The organism is Enterobacter sp. Crenshaw, from assembly GCF_024734705.1.
Taxonomy (GTDB): Bacteria; Pseudomonadota; Gammaproteobacteria; order Enterobacterales; family Enterobacteriaceae; genus Enterobacter; species Enterobacter asburiae_B.
Genome location: NZ_CP102932.1, coordinates 4,321,310 through 4,336,164 on the forward strand (window position 1 = coordinate 4,321,310; position 14,855 = coordinate 4,336,164).

Here is a 14,855-nt window from a genome sequence, read left to right on the forward strand (position 1 = left end):
ATGATTTATATATCCGCTGTTGGCATGGTCAACGCGCTGGGCAACTCGCCTGACGAGATTGCCGCGAACCTGACGGCAGGCGTGGCGCCGGGGATGCACGCCCGGACCGGCTGGTTGCAGGGTTTACCCGAAGCCGTTCTGGGCGGCGTGGAAGGCGAGCTTCCGCACATCCCGGACGCCTTCGCCGCACACCGTACCCGCAATAACCAGCTGCTGCTGGCCGCGCTGGCGCAGATTCAGCCCGCCGTTGACGAGGCCATCGCCCGCGTCGGTCGCGACCGCGTGGCCGTGGTGCTGGGGACCAGCACCTCCGGGCTGGATGAGGGCGATGAGCACGTGCGCCGCATGACCCATGGCGAAGCGAGCACGCGCTGGCAGTATCCGCAGCAGGAGCTTGGCGATCCGTCCCGCTTCCTCGCCAACTGGCTTCAGCTCGAAGGCCCGGCCTATACGATCTCCACGGCCTGCTCTTCCAGCGCGCGGGCGATGATCGGCGGCAAACGTCTGATTGAAGCCGGGCTGGTGGACATCGCCATTGTCGGCGGAGCCGATACCCTGAGCCGGATGCCCGTCAACGGCTTTAACAGCCTTGAATCCTTCTCCCCTACGCTCTGCGAGCCGTTTGGTCGCGACCGCCGGGGGATCACCATTGGTGAAGCCGCCGCGCTGATGGTATTGAGCCGGGAGCCCGCGGACGTGGCGCTGCTCGGAACGGGCGAATCCAGCGATGCGTACCATATTTCCGCCCCGCATCCGCAGGGTGAAGGGGCGATAAGGGCTATCGCGCAGGCGCTTAACGAAGCGGATATGCAGCCGCAGGATATCGGCTACATCAACCTGCACGGCACGGCCACGCCGCTCAACGATCAGATTGAATCGCAGGTGGTTCACGATCTCTTCGGGGAAAGCGTGCCGTGCAGCTCAACCAAACACCTTACCGGCCATACGCTGGGCGCCGCCGGTATTACCGAAGCGGCCCTAAGCTGGCTGATTCTGACGCGCGACCTGCCGTTGCCGCCGCAGGACTTCGCCCGCTACGCGCCGGACGACACGCTGGCGTCGTGCGGCCTGCTGCACCAGCGCACCGCTCTGAAAAAGCCGGTCATTTTGTCTAACTCGTTCGCGTTTGGCGGTAACAACGCCAGTATTCTGCTGGGGAGAGCCTCATGAGCTACTTATCACCCGAAGCCTATCTGCCGCACGAGGCGCCGATGATGCTGCTGGGGTCCGTTGAGAACGTTTCGGACGACACGGCGGTCTGCCGCGTGGCCGTCAACGGGCAAAGCGTGCTGGCGCCGTTTCTCAACGCCGATGGCGATCTGCCGGGCTGGTACGCGCTCGAGCTGATGGCGCAGACCGTCGGCGTCTGGTCAGGCTGGCATCGCCAGCAGCAGGGGCAGGAACATATCGCGCTGGGCATGGTGCTCGGCGCGCGCGAGCTGGTCTGCGCCAGCGGGCGTTTCGCCGCAGGCCTGACGCTGGACATCACCGTTAAGCTGCTGATGCAGGACGAACGCTTCGGCAGCTTTGAATGCGCGATTTCCGCTAATGAAGAGACGCTGGCCACGGGCCGGGTCAACACCTTCCAGCCGAGCGCAGAAGAATTAACATCGCTTTTTAATCAGGGATCTAACGCATGAGTCGTTCCGTACTGGTCACCGGGGCCAGCAAAGGCATAGGGCGCGCCATCGCTCGTCAGCTTGCCGCCGACGGGTTTACCGTAGGCGTGCATTACCATCGTGATGCCGCAGGCGCGCAGGATACGCTGGACGCCATCACGCAGGCGGGTGGCAACGGTCGTTTACTCGCCTTTGATGTGGGCAACCGCGAACAGTGCCGCGAGGTGCTGGAGCAGGAGATTGAAGCCCATGGCGCATGGTATGGCGTGGTCAGCAACGCCGGAATTACCCGTGACGGCGCCTTTCCGGCGCTGAGCGAAGACGACTGGGACAGCGTGATCCACACCAATCTCGACAGTTTTTATAACGTCATTCACCCCTGCATTATGCCGATGATTGGCACCCGTAAAGGCGGGCGCATTATCACCTTATCGTCCGTGTCCGGCGTGATGGGCAACCGCGGACAGGTGAACTACAGCGCGGCCAAAGCGGGCATTATCGGCGCCACCAAAGCGCTGGCGATTGAGCTGGCAAAACGCAAAATCACCGTCAACTGCATTGCCCCGGGGCTGATTGATACCGGCATGATTGAGATGGAAGAGGCCGCGCTGAAGGAAGCCATGTCCATCATCCCAATGAAACGGATGGGCCAGGCTGAGGAGGTCGCCGGGCTGGCAAGCTATCTGATGTCAGATATTGCGGGCTACGTTACCCGCCAGGTCATTTCCATTAACGGAGGCATGCTATGACGCGTCGCGTGGTGATTACGGGCATGGGCGGCGTGACCGCCTTTGGCGAAACCTGGCAATCCGTTTCCAGCAGGCTGCTGGCGTATGAAAACGCGGTGCGTAAAATGCCGGAATGGCAGGTGTACGATGGCCTGCATACCCTGCTGGGCGCGCCGATCGACGATTTCACGCTGCCGGAACACTATACCCGCAAGCGTATTCGCGCCATGGGCCGCGTGTCGCTGATGTCGACCCGCGCCACCGAGCTGGCGCTGGAGCAGGCGGGGCTGATTGGCGAAGCGGTGCTCACCAACGGTCAAACCGGTATCGCCTACGGTTCTTCGACTGGCAGCACCGGTCCGGTCAGCGAATTCGCGACCATGCTCACCGAAAAGCACACCAATAACATCACCGGGACAACCTACGTCCAGATGATGCCGCACACTACGGCGGTGAATACCGGCCTGTTCTTTGGGCTACGCGGCCGCGTGATCCCGACGTCGAGCGCCTGTACCTCCGGCAGCCAGGCGATTGGCTACGCCTGGGAGGCGATTCGCCACGGGTATCAGACCGTGATGGTCGCGGGGGGCGCGGAAGAATTGTGTCCGTCTGAAGCGGCGGTGTTTGACACGCTGTTTGCCACCAGTCAGCGTAACGACGAACCCAAAACCACCCCTTCACCGTTCGATACGCAGCGCGATGGTCTGGTCATTGGGGAAGGCGCAGGCACCCTGATTCTGGAAGAGCTGGAGCACGCCAGAGCGCGCGGGGCGACAATCTACGGTGAGATCGTGGGCTTTGCCACCAACTGTGACGCGGCCCATATCACCCAGCCTCAGCGTGACACCATGCAGATTTGCATGGAGCAGTCGCTGGCCATGGCGGGATTAAGCGCCCGGGATATGGGGTATATCTCCGCGCACGGTACCGCCACCGATCGCGGCGATATCGCCGAAAGCCAGGCCACTGCCGCCATCTACGGTGACAGCGTGCCGGTTTCCTCGCTGAAGAGCTATTTTGGCCATACGCTGGGTGCCTGCGGCGCGCTGGAAGCGTGGATGAGCCTGCAGATGATGCGTGAAGGCTGGTTTGCCCCGACGCTCAATTTAACGCAGCCGGATGAGCAATGCGGTGCTTTAGATTATATTATGGGAGAAGCCCGCCAGATTGACTGCGAGTATCTGCAGAGCAATAACTTCGCGTTTGGCGGCATCAACACCTCGATCATCATTAAACGCTGGGCGTAACTATGTACCAGTTTGTACTGGGAAAAATCTCCACCCTTTGCGCGGACCCGCTGGCGTCAGCGCTCGCAGACAGGGCGCCTCAGGGTGCCCGACAGGCCTCCTGGCTGGCCGGGAGAACGCTGCTCGCCAGAACGTTATCCCCTCGCCCGCTCCCCGACATCATTTACGGCGAGCAGGGCAAACCGGCCTTTGCGAAGGGTCATCCGCTGTGGTTCAACCTGAGCCACAGCGGTGACGATATCGCCCTGCTGATGAGCGATGAAGGTGAAGTCGGCTGCGATATCGAAGTGATTCGCCCGAGGAAGAACTGGCAGGCGCTGGCTAATGCGGTATTCAGCATGACCGAGCATGACGAGCTGGAGCGTGAAGCGCCCGAGGAACGGCTTTCCGCCTTCTGGCGTATCTGGACGCGGAAAGAAGCGATTGTGAAACAGCGTGGCGGCAGCGCCTGGCAGATTGTCAGCATCGACAGCACGGCGCAGACGCACGCGGTAAGCCAGCTACAGGTCGGCTCGCTGAGCCTTGCCGTCTGCACATCGACCCCTTACACCCTGACCCACGAGTCGATTATTCACGTTGGGACGTTCGGGGCAGAAAAATCACTAACACACCCAGAATAATAAACCCGACGCCCACCAGCCCGTGCCAGGAGAAGCGCTCTCCCCAGCCGGGCAGCAGGATCGCGGCGGCCCACACCAGAATATAGCTGAGGCTCAGCAGGGCATACGCTTTGCTGAGCGCCATGCGATGCAGCGCCAGATACCAGCAGCCCATCGAGGCCACGTACCCCGTCAACCCCAGCAGCAGCGCGCCCGTGCCGGACGAGAAGTGCCACAGCGCGGAAACAAACGCCAGGATCTCACTGACCGGTGGCAATGCCTGCATGGCATTGCGCAGCAACAGCTGCGCCGCGCTGACTAACAGCACGCTGCATAAGGCCCAGAACGCTCCTTTCACAGGCTCCCTCCCAGGATAACAATCCCAATGATGATGAACCCTACTCCCAGCCAGTGATGCGCAGCAACGTGCTCACGCCAGAACGCCTTCGCCGCCAGCGTCACCCAGACAAAATTGAGGCTAAGCATAGGGTACGCGATGCCGACAGGCAGGCGTTGCAGCACCACCAGCCAGACCAGCATCCCGCTACCCAGCGCCAGCAGTGCCAGGCCAAGCCACAGCGCGATATGCGCCCCGCGCCGCCCGGCTTTCGCCGGACGGGTGGCCTGTTTCTGGCACAGCTGCCCCGCGCAGCTGAGCAGGCTTGCCAGTATCAGCCAGATCCAGGTCATCACTTCGGCAGGTACTCCAGCAAGGCCAGACGCCCCTGGATATAGAGATTGTCCGGCTGCGGTAAATTCGCCCGTGAAATATCGTCGCGTTTTGACAGCAGCATCACCAGCGATACGCGCCCCTGCTGACGGTGCTCCGCCAGCCACTGCGCGAAGTCGTCCTCACTGACAAAACGATCTTTCACATCGGGATAATCCAGCCCGTAGCGCAGTTCGCCGCTCTGACCAAACAGCGTGATGTCATTACGCTTCAGCTCCCACGCCAGGCCCGCGGCCACGCCCACGTTATTGGCCAGCACGAATCGGCTTTCCTGAAGCGGCTCGCGCACGGTATCGACCAGCGACTGCGGCTGTTTGGAATCCACCACCAGGTTAGGAATGGCAAAACCAATCAGCAGCGCCAGCCCTGCGGGGCACAGTGCCGCCAGCCACCAGCGCTGCTGGCTCTGTCTGAAGGTAAACCAGCCTACCGCGGCCCAGATGAGGAACGCCACCACCGCACAGAAGACTTTATACAGTTCGACCGACATCCAGACCGGATGCTTAGACAGCCCCCACGGCGAGACCACCAGCGCCGCCGCCACGCCGATAACGCCAAACGCCAGGTTAATCCCGCCGTTAATGCGTAACGCTCTGGCACCTTTTTCCGCCGCGAGGCAGGCATAGCGCGCCATCAGGATAGCCAGCGGGGCAAAGCACGGCAGGATATAGGTCGGCAGCTTGCCTTTGGCGATGCTGAAGAACAGCAGCGGCATCACTACCCATCCCAGCAGATAGAATCCGCCACCCGCGTTTTGTCGGTCATTCCAGCCGAGACGAATCGCACCGGGCAAAAGCGCAAGCCACGGCAGGCTGCCCGCGATCAGGAACGGTATGTAGTACCAGAACGGGGCTTTGTGTTGCGCGTCGCTCTGGGCAAAACGCTGAATATGCTCAACCCAGAAGAAATAACGCCAGAAGTCAGGTTCACGCTGCGCAATGGCCAGCCCCCACGGCAGAACAATCAGCACGCAGCTCAGGATCGCGAGCCAGCCAAAAATCAGCACCTCTTTCCAGCGCTTATGGGCGATCACCCACGGCAGCACGCCAATCACCGGTACCGCCAGCGCCAGGAAGCCTTTGGTCATCACCCCCATCCCGCAGGCCAGCCCAAGCAGCACATAGCCGCCCGCTTTTCCGGCAACGGTTTGGGCCTGTGAGGCCAGCCAGAAGCTGCACATCGCCGCCACCAGCCACAGGGTGATGATAGGATCCAGCACCGCATACGTGCCGATGCCATACGCCAGGAACAGGGTCAGGAAGATAAGACCGGAGAAAATGGCGGTCCGCTTATCTCGCCAGAGACGCCAGGCCATCCAGATGACCAGCAGCGCCGCTAACCCGGTTGAGAATATAGATCCGGCGCGCACGGCGAGGTTGGTGTGCCCGAACAGCAACTGCCCGATGCTGTTGATCCAGTAGCCAGCAATCGGTTTTTCAAAGTAACGCAGCCCCAGAAAATGCGGGACTACCCAGTCTCCGGATGCCAGCATTTCGCGGCTGATTTCCGCATAGCGCGTTTCATCAGGCTGCCAGAGCAGACGAATATCGACCGGAATGAGGTAGTAAACGATAAACAGTGCGAGAAGCGCTAAGCCATAACGGGCTGTTTTCATGGGACCGGACTCACGGTTTGTTGATAGCCAAGCCAGCCTTCCCGGCCAGCCATTTCATTACGGACGACTTTGCCCACGGGCAGGGTGCTGAGATCGTCCGGCAGCAGCTCGCTCAGCGGGCAAAATTCAATGCCCTCCTGAGCGGCCATCGTCAGCAGTTCATCGAAATCATGCTGATACGCAATCCCTTCCACTTCGGCATGGATGGTATACACCGGCGTGCCGGCGTCACGATGGATGCGGTCCAGAATGTAGCGATTGAACTCATCCGCCTTCACCTCGCGCCCGACCACTTCATCCCAGGTGGGAAGCGTAACCGGAATTTGCACCGTTCCGTAGCGATTTTCACCTAACAGCGGCAAAAAGGGTCCGGTTCCGCGGCAGTCGCTGTTGTAGCGAAACGCAAAGGCTTCTTTGGCCTTCACGACGCGCTGATCCGCACGCCATCCCGCCACGGCGGAGCAGCGCACGGGCTGACCGGTAATGGCCTCCAGCTCCAGCATCCCACGCTCGACCTCACGGGACAGGCGCGGGATATCCCAGACGCCCGCCCAGGCTTGCCAGGCATGGTGGTCCCAGGCGTGCAGACCCACCTCATGATGCTGCGCCGCCTCGCGGATAACGGCTTCATTACCCGCGCCGATGCGTCTGCCGGGCCAGGCGGTGCCAGCCAGCAAAATATCCCAGCCGTAGAGGGATGCTGCGCGCGAGCGCAGCATTTTGAACAGAAATGCCGGTTTAATCAGACGCCATAAATGGCGTCCCATGTTGTCAGGCCCCACGCTGAAGAAAATGCTGGAACGCACATCGTGTTTGTTCAGCAGTTCCAGCAGTTTGGGTACGCCGTCACGCGTTCCCCTGAAGGTGTCGACATCAATGCGTAAACCGACTTTTTTCATGAGGCCTGTTCCGACAGCTCCACGGTGCGCAGGAAGAAATCGAGCGTTTCGTCAATGGTCTGCTCCATTTTCACCGTCGGCGTCCAGTTCAGGCAGCGCTTCGCGTTGCGAATGCTTGGCTTACGATGCTCAACGTCCTGATATCCTTTGCCATAGTAGCTGCTGCTTTCCACTTCGCGGAAACCGGCAAACGGCGGGAACTTGTCGCGCAGCGGATGGCGCTCAAAGCTGGCCAGCAGCATCTCTGCCAGCTCGCGAATGCTCGCTTCGTTTTCCGGGTTACCGATGTTGATGATTTCACCGTTGCAGCGGTTATCTTTGTTTTCGATGATGCGGAACAGCGCTTCGATACCGTCGCTGATGTCCGTAAAGCAGCGTTTCTGTTTCCCGCCTTCGATAAGCTTAATTGGCGAGCCTTCCACCAGGTTCAGGATCAGCTGGGTGATCGCACGGGAGCTGCCGATACGCGCCGCGTTCAGGTTATCCAGACGCGGGCCCATCCAGTTGAACGGACGGAACAGGGTAAAGCGCAGGCCTTCTTTCTCACCGTAGGCCCAAATCACGCGGTCCAGCAGCTGTTTGGAGACGGAGTAAATCCAGCGCTGTTTGTTGATCGGCCCGACCACCAGGTTGGAGGTGTCTTCATCGAAGTTCTTATCGGTACACATGCCGTACACTTCAGACGTGGACGGGAAGATGATGCGCTTGTCGTATTTCACGCAGTCGCGGATGATCTTCAGGTTCTCTTCGAAGTCCAGCTCGAACACGCGCAGCGGGTTACGGGTGTACTCGATTGGCGTGGCAATGGCGACCAGCGGCAGCACCACGTCGCATTTTTTAATGTGGTATTCAATCCACTCGGAATGGATGCTGATATCCCCTTCCACGAAGTGGAAACGCGGGTTGTCGAGGAAACGGCTGATGGCGTCAGAGCCAATATCCAGACCGTAGATTTCGTAGTTATCGTCTTTGAGCAGACGTTCCGTCAGGTGGTTACCGATAAAGCCGTTCACGCCGAGGATCAGCACGCGGGTACGGCGCTTGATGGCAACAACCGGTGCGCTGGTGATCAGCGCCCCAGCCACCAGACCCAGAGACTGCGCCAGCTGCGTGCCCTGAACGTACAGGCCGTTGTCGGTTTGTCCGGTGACGATCTCGAGCGCCTGCTCGCCGCAGCTCACAATCAGCGGAGAGACAGAGACGACGGTGCCCGGTTTGGCAGCCGGAATATCGTCACGCACGCGGGATTTCCAGACGATAAATTTGCTTACGCCCGCAAAGCTGTACGCGCCCGGCCACGGGTCGGTCACGGCGCGCACCAGGTTGTGCAGCTGGCGGGCAGGCTTGTTCCAGTCCAGACGACCATCTTCCGGCGCGCGGCGGCCAAAGATGCTTGCCTTGCTCTCATCCTGCGCGGTCTCGCTGAAGGTGCCATTGAGGATGCCTGGAAGTGCATCACGCAGCAGCGTCTGTGCCGTTGCATTCAGCTTTTGATGCAGCTGCAGCGCAGTTTCGTCCGCATCAATAGCGACCTTCTGCTGTGCCACGATAGCGCCCGCATCCGCACGGCGCACCATGCGGTGCAGCGTCACGCCCGTTTCCGTTTCACCGTTCACCAGCACCCAGTTCAGCGGAGCGCGGCCGCGGTAGGCGGGCAGCAGAGAACCGTGAAGATTAAAGGCGCCTTTTGCGGCCAGACCTAAGATCTCGTCAGAGAGCAGGTTGCGATAGTAGAACGAGAAGATTACGTCAGGCGCGAGCGCGCGGATGCGATCCACCCACAGCGGATGGTTTACATCGTCCGGTGCATAAACCGGGATCCCGCGCTCGGCGGCGATACGCGCCACGGAGCCAAAAAAGTTATTCTCTCCGGCCGTGTCCGGATGGGTAAAGATTGCCGCAATGTCATAGCCCGCTTCCAGCAGGGCCAGCGTGCCCGTGCACCCCATATCGTGATAGGCAAATACAACAGCTTTCATGGGTGAATTTCCTCTTGAGATGCTTTGTGTTCCTGACGGACAACACGTTGAATAAAGTAGCGCGGACGCGCGCGAACATCGTTATAGATACGGCCAATGTATTCACCGAGAAGGCCCATCCCGACAAACTGGGCGCCGATGAACATAAACAGCACGGCAAAGAGCATGAAGACCCCTTCCGCCGCCCACTGCGGGCCAAAGACCAGGCGCAGCACCACCAGCAGAACGGACAGCGCAAACCCGGCCACGGCGATGATGCTGCCGAAAACGCTCAGCAGACGCAGCGGCGTGGTGGTCAGGCAGGTGATGAGGTCATACATCAGGTTGATGAGACGCATAAAGCTGTACTTCGATTCCCCGTGCTCGCGCTCGGCGTGCAGAACCGGAATCTCCGTTGCCTTGCGGGCAAAGGTGTTGGCGAGGATCGGAATAAAGGTGCTGCGCTCATGGCAGTGCAGCATGGCGTCGACAATATGGCGGCGGTAGGCGCGCAGCATGCAGCCGTAATCGCCCATCGCTTTACCGGTCGTGCGCTGGATAAGGCGGTTGATGGTGCGTGAGGCCAGCTTGCGGAACAGACTGTCCTGACGGTTCTGACGTACCGTGCCGACCACGTCATAGCCTTCATCGGCTTTGGCAACCAGACGCGGGATCTCTTCCGGCGGGTTTTGCAGGTCAGCGTCCAGGGTGATGACCAGATCGCCCGTAACGTGGCTAAACCCCGCCATAATCGCCGAGTGCTGGCCGTAGTTACGGTTGAGCAGCACGGCAACAATATGGCTGCCTTCGGCCTGCGCGGCCTCGGTCAGCATCAGCGCGGAATTATCGCTACTGCCGTCATCTACCAGCAGAATTTCATAAGCCTTGCCCATCGTGTCGCAGGCGGCGGTTGTACGACGGATCAGTTCGGGCAGGCTCTCCTGCTCGTTATAAACCGGGATTACCACGGAAACTTTTTGTACAGGCGGTGCACTGAACATATCAATGTCCTGCAAGCTGATGGAGTGCGGTAATGACGCGGGTTGTGTCGTCATGAGTCATGTCCGGGAAAAGAGGGAGAGAACAAATACGCGCGCTATTCCATTCAGAATTCGGGAGCGATACATCAGGAAAACGCTCGCGGTAGTATTTTTGGGTGTGCGCCGCGCGGAAGTGGAGGCCGGTACCGATGCCTTTCTCTTTCAGCGCCGCCATCAGGTTGTCGCGGGAAATTCCGCAGCGCGCTTCGTCAACGCGAATAATAAACAGGTGCCAGGCGTGCACGTGCGGCCATGACGGAATGGTGAGCGGCTGGAACGGCGTATCGGCAAGCTCACGCAGGTAGCGTTCAGCAATTTCCTGGCGGCGTCTGTTGGCCTCTTTCAGCTTGCCTAACTGCACCAGCGCCAGCGCGGCGTTGATGTCCGCCAGGTTGTATTTATAGCCCGGCGCGATCACTTCCGCCTGCGGCGCGCGGCCGTGCGTCTGGCGGTCATAGGCATCTACGCCCAGGCCATGGAATTTCAGGCTGCGGATCCGCTGCGCCAGCTGGGCATTATCCGTGACGACTAAGCCGCCTTCCGCGCAGGTCATATTTTTAATGGCGTGGAAGGAAAATATCGCCGTTCCTTTCCATCCCACATGACGGTTCTTGTAGTAGGTTCCGGCGGCATGGGCCGCATCTTCAATAACCGGAATACCGTGACGTTCACCGATGGCATGAATGGCGTCGATTTCACACGGCGCGCCGGCATAATGAACGGGAATAATGGCTTTGGTACGCGGGGTAATGGCGGCTTCAACGGCTTCTGGCGTCACCATTAATGTATCTTTGTCCACATCAATCATAACCGGTGTGGCACCCAGCAACACGATCATATTCAGCGTGGATACCCAGGTCTGGGAAGGGGTAATGACTTCATCGCCCGGGCCAATATCCAGCGCCATCAGCGTGACGTGCATACCCGCGGTGGCTGAACAGACGGCAATCGCATGCTGATTCCCGGTAAGCTGACAGAATGCCTCTTCAAGTTCCTGATTCTTAGGCCCAGTGGTGATCCAGCCCGACATCAAAACGTCCTGAAGCGCCGCAATTTCCTCAGCGCCCATCGACGGCCGCGAAAAAGGCAGAAAATCACTCATTATTAATTTCCTTGCAATAAAAATGGCATGTTTTTGATATTAACCAAATGCCAGCCCGTTTATTTCAACGAACCATAAACTTATATCAAAGTAGCTCTCTTTCCTTAGGGAAAAATTAAGACAACGTTTGCAACGTTATAAGACAACTAGCAGCTAGTTGAAAAACAACAAGTTAAATTAATATTAAATATTTTTAATGTGATCTTTCGCAACATTTTGAAATGGATTCATTTAAACCAATCATCAACAAACAAAAAAAATCCCGGCCATTTCAAAATAATATGAAATAGCCGGGAACTTTTCTTTTTAGTTAATTGTCGCGCTTATTAGAGATTATCTGGAAAGTTTTTCGGTAATTCACTGGCCGCACAGGCAATAACGCTTTCATTATTGGCTCCGCAGTCGCGCACAAAGGTGATCGTAGCAAATTCATCAATCACTTCCGTTGGATACGCCGGACCCGCATCGCGATAGCTGTTCATCAACGGAATATGGTCGTTCTGGAAGCAGACGGTTTTTTCCGGATTGTTCATGACCCAGCGTGGGAAGAAGATGGTGCCATGGAACAGCTTGTCGCCCAGGTTCACGATCAGGCTGACGTCGGTACCGGTTGGTTCGGTCCAGGAAATTTTATAGATGCTCTCGCCTACCCGCACGATATAAGCCTGCTGATCTTTCACCCAACGGTTGGCCACAAGACCGCTGTGAATACGGTAATCAAGCGTGGTCTCATTTTTTACGTAAATCTCGTAGTTCCAGCCGTTATCGTAGGTATATACAAGATGTTTACCAACAAAGCCGCTTAAGTCGTGTTTATCGAAGGTGTTCATAAGATGTCTCCTTTGTTTTGATGAGACGATCGTACCCCTTCAAAAAATGAATGAATAACGCTATGTTTTAATCAAATCCATCCAAATTTTAGATAAATCATGCATAAGACGACGCTGGAACAATGGGCTTTACTGGAAAGAGTGGTGGAAGCGGGCAGCTTTGCCAAAGCCGCGGAAGAAACCCACCGCAGCCAGTCCTCGGTGAGCTATAACCTGTCGCTGCTGCAGGAGCGGCTCGGCGTGGCGCTGCTGGTCCCGGAGGGGCGACGGGCGGTGTTAACTCCGGCCGGAGAACTTCTTCTCAACCAGGTTAAACCGCTGCTGAAAGCGTTTTCGTACGTTGAGACGCGCGCAGCGACCCTTCGCAACGGGATGCGAACGCGGTTAGATCTGGTGGTGGACTCCATTTTCCCGCGCCGCCGCCTGTTCGCTATTCTTCGTCAGTTCCAGCAGCAGTATCCGCAGACTCAGGTACGTCTGACCGAGGTGCTGGAAAATACCCGCGCTGATGCCATTAACGACGAAGCCGATGTGATGGTCTTAACCCGCCGCCAGGACATTACCGGGCTCGGAGAATGGCTGATGAATATCGACTTTGTTGCCGTGGCCCATTCCCGGCACCCCTTGTTTCTCCTCGACGCGCCGCTCAATGATGAGATGCTGCGCCCGTGGCCGCTCATCCAGATTGCGGACAGCCGGCCCGCCGCGCGTGCTGCCGGCGAGTCGTGGACCTTCTCCACCATCGATGCCGCGATTGAAGCCGTCGTCTCTCAGGTCGGCTACGGCTGGCTGCCAGAGGAACGCATCCAGACCCAGTTGGATCAGGGTGTACTAAAACGGCTGCCGCTGAGCCACGGCGCGCGCAGGGCAACGCCGCTTCACCTGATTGTTAAACGTTCCCTCGCCCCGCTTGATGAACAGGTTGAGACGCTGTTGCGCCTTTTTAGCCAGGAGCCGTCATCCTCACCTGCTACGCTTTAAGGTCCGAACGTTAAAACGAGAAGGAGCAGATGATGAAAATCGACTTTGCGGGGAAAGTGGCGCTGGTGACCGCCTCAACCGGCGGGATCGGGTTCGCCATTGCCAGAGGTCTGGCAGAAAGCGGTGCGGAAGTGATCGTCAATGGCCGCAGCACTGAATCGGTGAATAAAGGCATTCAGCAGCTCCAGCAGGTGGTGCCGGGCGTACAGGTGCGTGCCGCGATTGCCGATCTCAGCACGGCGGAAGGGGTCGAGTCGCTTCTGAAGGTGGCGAATAACGTCGATATTCTGGTCAACAACGCCGGGATTTACGGTCCGCAGGACTTCTATGCCACCGACGATGAAACCTGGGAGCGTTACTGGCAGACCAACGTGATGTCCGGCGTGCGTCTGTCCCGCGCCCTGCTGCCGGGTATGGTGCAGAAAGGCTGGGGACGCGTGGTGTTTATCTCGTCAGAGTCGGCCTGCAATATTCCGGCGGATATGATCCACTACGGCGTGACCAAAACGGCGCAGCTCTCGCTGGCGCGCGGTCTGGCGAAGTTTGTGGCGGGGAGCGGCGTGACGGTCAACAGCGTCCTGCCGGGCCCGACGATGTCTGACGGTTTCGCCGAGATGATGAAAGATGAAATCGAAAAAACCGGCAAATCGCTGGAGCAGCTGGCGAAAGAGTTTGTGATGGCCAACCGCCCCAGCTCGGTTATCCAGCGCGCGGCCACGGTTGAAGAGGTGGCCAATATGGTGATTTATGTCTGTTCGACCCAGGCCTCCGCCACCTCGGGCGCGGCGCTGCGCGTCGACGGTGGCGTCGTGGATGACATCATCTGACGCTGTCAGGCCGCACTGCCTGCGATGCGACGGGCGGTAATGTAGTGTGCCTGCCAGTAATCATCCGTCAGGGTTGAGACCGTTACGCCCTGACTGGTTGAGGCATGAATAAACTGGTTTTTGCCAATATAAACGCCGACGTGCTTGCGGTTCGGGCCCGTCTGGAAGAAGACCAGATCGCCGGCTCTCAGGCGGTATTGGGCGACCTGCACGCCGCGATGGATCTGTTCACTCGTCGTGCGCGGCAAATTAAGATGCGCCGCATCGGTGAACAGGTGCTGCATGAGCGCGGAGCAATCCACCCCGCGATGCGTGGTTCCGCCCCATCGGTACTGGGTGCCTTTCCATTTCTGGTATTGATCGAGAATACGCGAGCGCAGCGGACCTGTTTCCTGATGCACCAGCGCAGATTTCGCCGGTGATGCCGCCAGCTCGCTGTTCATCGATAACATCGACGCTGAAAGCTGAAAGCTGAACGCAGAAAACGAAGCAAAACTTAACGTGAGGATTGAAATAAGCGATCTAAGAGTCATATCAAGAAAGAAGTAGTGAGTGAGTTTTTCCTTACCTGTGGGGGCCAATGGTTCCCCTAAATATCTTGCGATGTGGCGATAATATAGACAGCTCGTTTTTTCACCAATTGTTATCGAGGCCAAAAATGGACTCACTTTGAGATCGCA

At 58.4% G+C, this 14,855-nt stretch carries 16 protein-coding genes; 7 read left to right on the top strand and 9 right to left on the bottom strand.

What is annotated here, in order from left to right:
- Genes NWV12_RS20645 through acpT form a run of 5 tightly spaced genes read left to right on the top strand, consistent with a single transcriptional unit; the run spans nucleotide 1 to nucleotide 4,214 of the window.
- Nucleotides 1–1,170 (top strand): beta-ketoacyl-[acyl-carrier-protein] synthase family protein, encoded by a 1,170-nt coding sequence (locus NWV12_RS20645; RefSeq protein ID WP_048981448.1) that lies wholly within the window; start codon nucleotides 1–3, stop codon nucleotides 1,168–1,170.
- Nucleotides 1,167–1,640, top strand: a complete 474-nt coding sequence (locus tag NWV12_RS20650; protein ID WP_048981449.1) for a 3-hydroxy-fatty acyl-ACP dehydratase — start codon at nucleotides 1,167–1,169, stop codon at nucleotides 1,638–1,640. Before NWV12_RS20645 ends, NWV12_RS20650 begins: the two co-directional genes overlap by 4 nt.
- Nucleotides 1,637–2,368 (top strand): 3-ketoacyl-ACP reductase FabG2, encoded by a 732-nt coding sequence (locus NWV12_RS20655; protein WP_048981450.1) that lies wholly within the window; start codon nucleotides 1,637–1,639, stop codon nucleotides 2,366–2,368. The genes NWV12_RS20650 and NWV12_RS20655 overlap by 4 nt, the downstream gene beginning before the upstream one ends.
- Entirely contained in the window at nucleotides 2,365–3,594 is a 1,230-nt protein-coding gene (locus tag NWV12_RS20660; protein WP_048981451.1) for a beta-ketoacyl-ACP synthase, read from the top strand. Before NWV12_RS20655 ends, NWV12_RS20660 begins: the two co-directional genes overlap by 4 nt.
- A gap of 2 nt (nucleotides 3,595–3,596) precedes the next feature.
- On the top strand, nucleotides 3,597–4,214 hold the full coding sequence (gene acpT, locus NWV12_RS20665) for a 4'-phosphopantetheinyl transferase AcpT (protein WP_048981452.1): 618 nt from the start codon (nucleotides 3,597–3,599) through the stop codon (nucleotides 4,212–4,214).
- On the opposite strand, the gene arnF is transcribed toward acpT, so the two are convergent.
- From arnF to NWV12_RS20705, 8 genes are all read right to left on the bottom strand, one after another.
- Nucleotides 4,162–4,551, bottom strand: coding sequence for a 4-amino-4-deoxy-L-arabinose-phosphoundecaprenol flippase subunit ArnF (gene arnF / locus NWV12_RS20670; protein ID WP_047059881.1), 390 nt, complete (start codon nucleotides 4,549–4,551; stop codon nucleotides 4,162–4,164). The genes acpT and arnF overlap by 53 nt on opposite strands.
- Nucleotides 4,548–4,883: a 4-amino-4-deoxy-L-arabinose-phosphoundecaprenol flippase subunit ArnE gene (gene arnE, locus NWV12_RS20675; protein ID WP_039263049.1), complete on the bottom strand. Its 336-nt coding sequence runs from the start codon at nucleotides 4,881–4,883 to the stop codon at nucleotides 4,548–4,550. The genes arnF and arnE overlap by 4 nt, the downstream gene beginning before the upstream one ends.
- On the bottom strand, nucleotides 4,883–6,538 hold the full coding sequence (gene arnT / locus NWV12_RS20680; RefSeq protein WP_048981453.1) for a lipid IV(A) 4-amino-4-deoxy-L-arabinosyltransferase: 1,656 nt from the start codon (nucleotides 6,536–6,538) through the stop codon (nucleotides 4,883–4,885). Before arnT ends, arnE begins: the two co-directional genes overlap by 1 nt.
- Nucleotides 6,535–7,437: a 4-deoxy-4-formamido-L-arabinose-phosphoundecaprenol deformylase gene (gene arnD, locus NWV12_RS20685; RefSeq protein ID WP_023309538.1), complete on the bottom strand. Its 903-nt coding sequence runs from the start codon at nucleotides 7,435–7,437 to the stop codon at nucleotides 6,535–6,537. Before arnD ends, arnT begins: the two co-directional genes overlap by 4 nt.
- A complete protein-coding gene (arnA, locus tag NWV12_RS20690; RefSeq protein WP_048981454.1) occupies nucleotides 7,434–9,416 on the bottom strand; it encodes a bifunctional UDP-4-amino-4-deoxy-L-arabinose formyltransferase/UDP-glucuronic acid oxidase ArnA in 1,983 nt (660 codons plus the stop codon). The genes arnD and arnA overlap by 4 nt, the downstream gene beginning before the upstream one ends.
- Nucleotides 9,413–10,396 carry an undecaprenyl-phosphate 4-deoxy-4-formamido-L-arabinose transferase gene (arnC, locus tag NWV12_RS20695; RefSeq protein ID WP_029740674.1) on the bottom strand — a complete coding sequence of 328 codons (984 nt, stop codon included), beginning with the start codon at nucleotides 10,394–10,396 and terminating at the stop codon, nucleotides 9,413–9,415. The genes arnA and arnC overlap by 4 nt, the downstream gene beginning before the upstream one ends.
- Nucleotide 10,397: 1 nt before the next feature.
- On the bottom strand, nucleotides 10,398–11,537 hold the full coding sequence (gene arnB / locus NWV12_RS20700; protein WP_023309541.1) for a UDP-4-amino-4-deoxy-L-arabinose aminotransferase: 1,140 nt from the start codon (nucleotides 11,535–11,537) through the stop codon (nucleotides 10,398–10,400).
- 326 nt (nucleotides 11,538–11,863) lie between these two features.
- Entirely contained in the window at nucleotides 11,864–12,367 is a 504-nt protein-coding gene (locus NWV12_RS20705; protein WP_008503103.1) for a phenolic acid decarboxylase, read from the bottom strand.
- A 99-nt stretch (nucleotides 12,368–12,466) separates the two neighbouring features.
- Here NWV12_RS20705 and NWV12_RS20710 point away from each other — a divergent pair, with 99 nt between their 5' ends.
- Nucleotides 12,467–13,348, top strand: a complete 882-nt coding sequence (locus NWV12_RS20710) for a LysR family transcriptional regulator (RefSeq protein WP_048981455.1) — start codon at nucleotides 12,467–12,469, stop codon at nucleotides 13,346–13,348.
- Nucleotides 13,349–13,380: 32 nt separating this feature from the next.
- The gene (locus NWV12_RS20715; RefSeq protein WP_045403298.1) at nucleotides 13,381–14,175 is read left to right on the top strand and encodes an SDR family NAD(P)-dependent oxidoreductase; all 795 of its coding nucleotides are present in this window, start codon (nucleotides 13,381–13,383) and stop codon (nucleotides 14,173–14,175) included.
- Nucleotides 14,176–14,180: 5 nt separating this feature from the next.
- On the opposite strand, the gene NWV12_RS20720 is transcribed toward NWV12_RS20715, so the two are convergent.
- Nucleotides 14,181–14,627: an NlpC/P60 family protein gene (locus NWV12_RS20720; RefSeq protein ID WP_223862644.1), complete on the bottom strand. Its 447-nt coding sequence runs from the start codon at nucleotides 14,625–14,627 to the stop codon at nucleotides 14,181–14,183.
- Nucleotides 14,628–14,855: the final 228 nt, after the last annotated feature.

What these genes read in the sequence shown, in the direction of transcription:
- NWV12_RS20645 (WP_048981448.1), top strand. Translation starts at nt 1, where the DNA reads ATGATTTATATATCCGCTGTTGGCATGGTCAACGCGCTGGGCAACTCG.
- NWV12_RS20650 (WP_048981449.1), top strand. Translation starts at nt 1,167, where the DNA reads ATGAGCTACTTATCACCCGAAGCCTATCTGCCGCACGAGGCGCCGATG.
- NWV12_RS20655 (WP_048981450.1), top strand. Translation starts at nt 1,637, where the DNA reads ATGAGTCGTTCCGTACTGGTCACCGGGGCCAGCAAAGGCATAGGGCGC.
- NWV12_RS20660 (WP_048981451.1), top strand. Translation starts at nt 2,365, where the DNA reads ATGACGCGTCGCGTGGTGATTACGGGCATGGGCGGCGTGACCGCCTTT.
- acpT (WP_048981452.1), top strand. Translation starts at nt 3,597, where the DNA reads ATGTACCAGTTTGTACTGGGAAAAATCTCCACCCTTTGCGCGGACCCG.
- arnE (WP_039263049.1), bottom strand. Translation starts at nt 4,883, where the DNA reads ATGACCTGGATCTGGCTGATACTGGCAAGCCTGCTCAGCTGCGCGGGG.
- arnT (WP_048981453.1), bottom strand. Translation starts at nt 6,538, where the DNA reads ATGAAAACAGCCCGTTATGGCTTAGCGCTTCTCGCACTGTTTATCGTT.
- arnD (WP_023309538.1), bottom strand. Translation starts at nt 7,437, where the DNA reads ATGAAAAAAGTCGGTTTACGCATTGATGTCGACACCTTCAGGGGAACG.
- arnA (WP_048981454.1), bottom strand. Translation starts at nt 9,416, where the DNA reads ATGAAAGCTGTTGTATTTGCCTATCACGATATGGGGTGCACGGGCACG.
- arnC (WP_029740674.1), bottom strand. Translation starts at nt 10,396, where the DNA reads ATGTTCAGTGCACCGCCTGTACAAAAAGTTTCCGTGGTAATCCCGGTT.
- arnB (WP_023309541.1), bottom strand. Translation starts at nt 11,537, where the DNA reads ATGAGTGATTTTCTGCCTTTTTCGCGGCCGTCGATGGGCGCTGAGGAA.
- NWV12_RS20705 (WP_008503103.1), bottom strand. Translation starts at nt 12,367, where the DNA reads ATGAACACCTTCGATAAACACGACTTAAGCGGCTTTGTTGGTAAACAT.
- NWV12_RS20710 (WP_048981455.1), top strand. Translation starts at nt 12,467, where the DNA reads ATGCATAAGACGACGCTGGAACAATGGGCTTTACTGGAAAGAGTGGTG.
- NWV12_RS20715 (WP_045403298.1), top strand. Translation starts at nt 13,381, where the DNA reads ATGAAAATCGACTTTGCGGGGAAAGTGGCGCTGGTGACCGCCTCAACC.
- NWV12_RS20720 (WP_223862644.1), bottom strand. Translation starts at nt 14,627, where the DNA reads ATGTTATCGATGAACAGCGAGCTGGCGGCATCACCGGCGAAATCTGCG.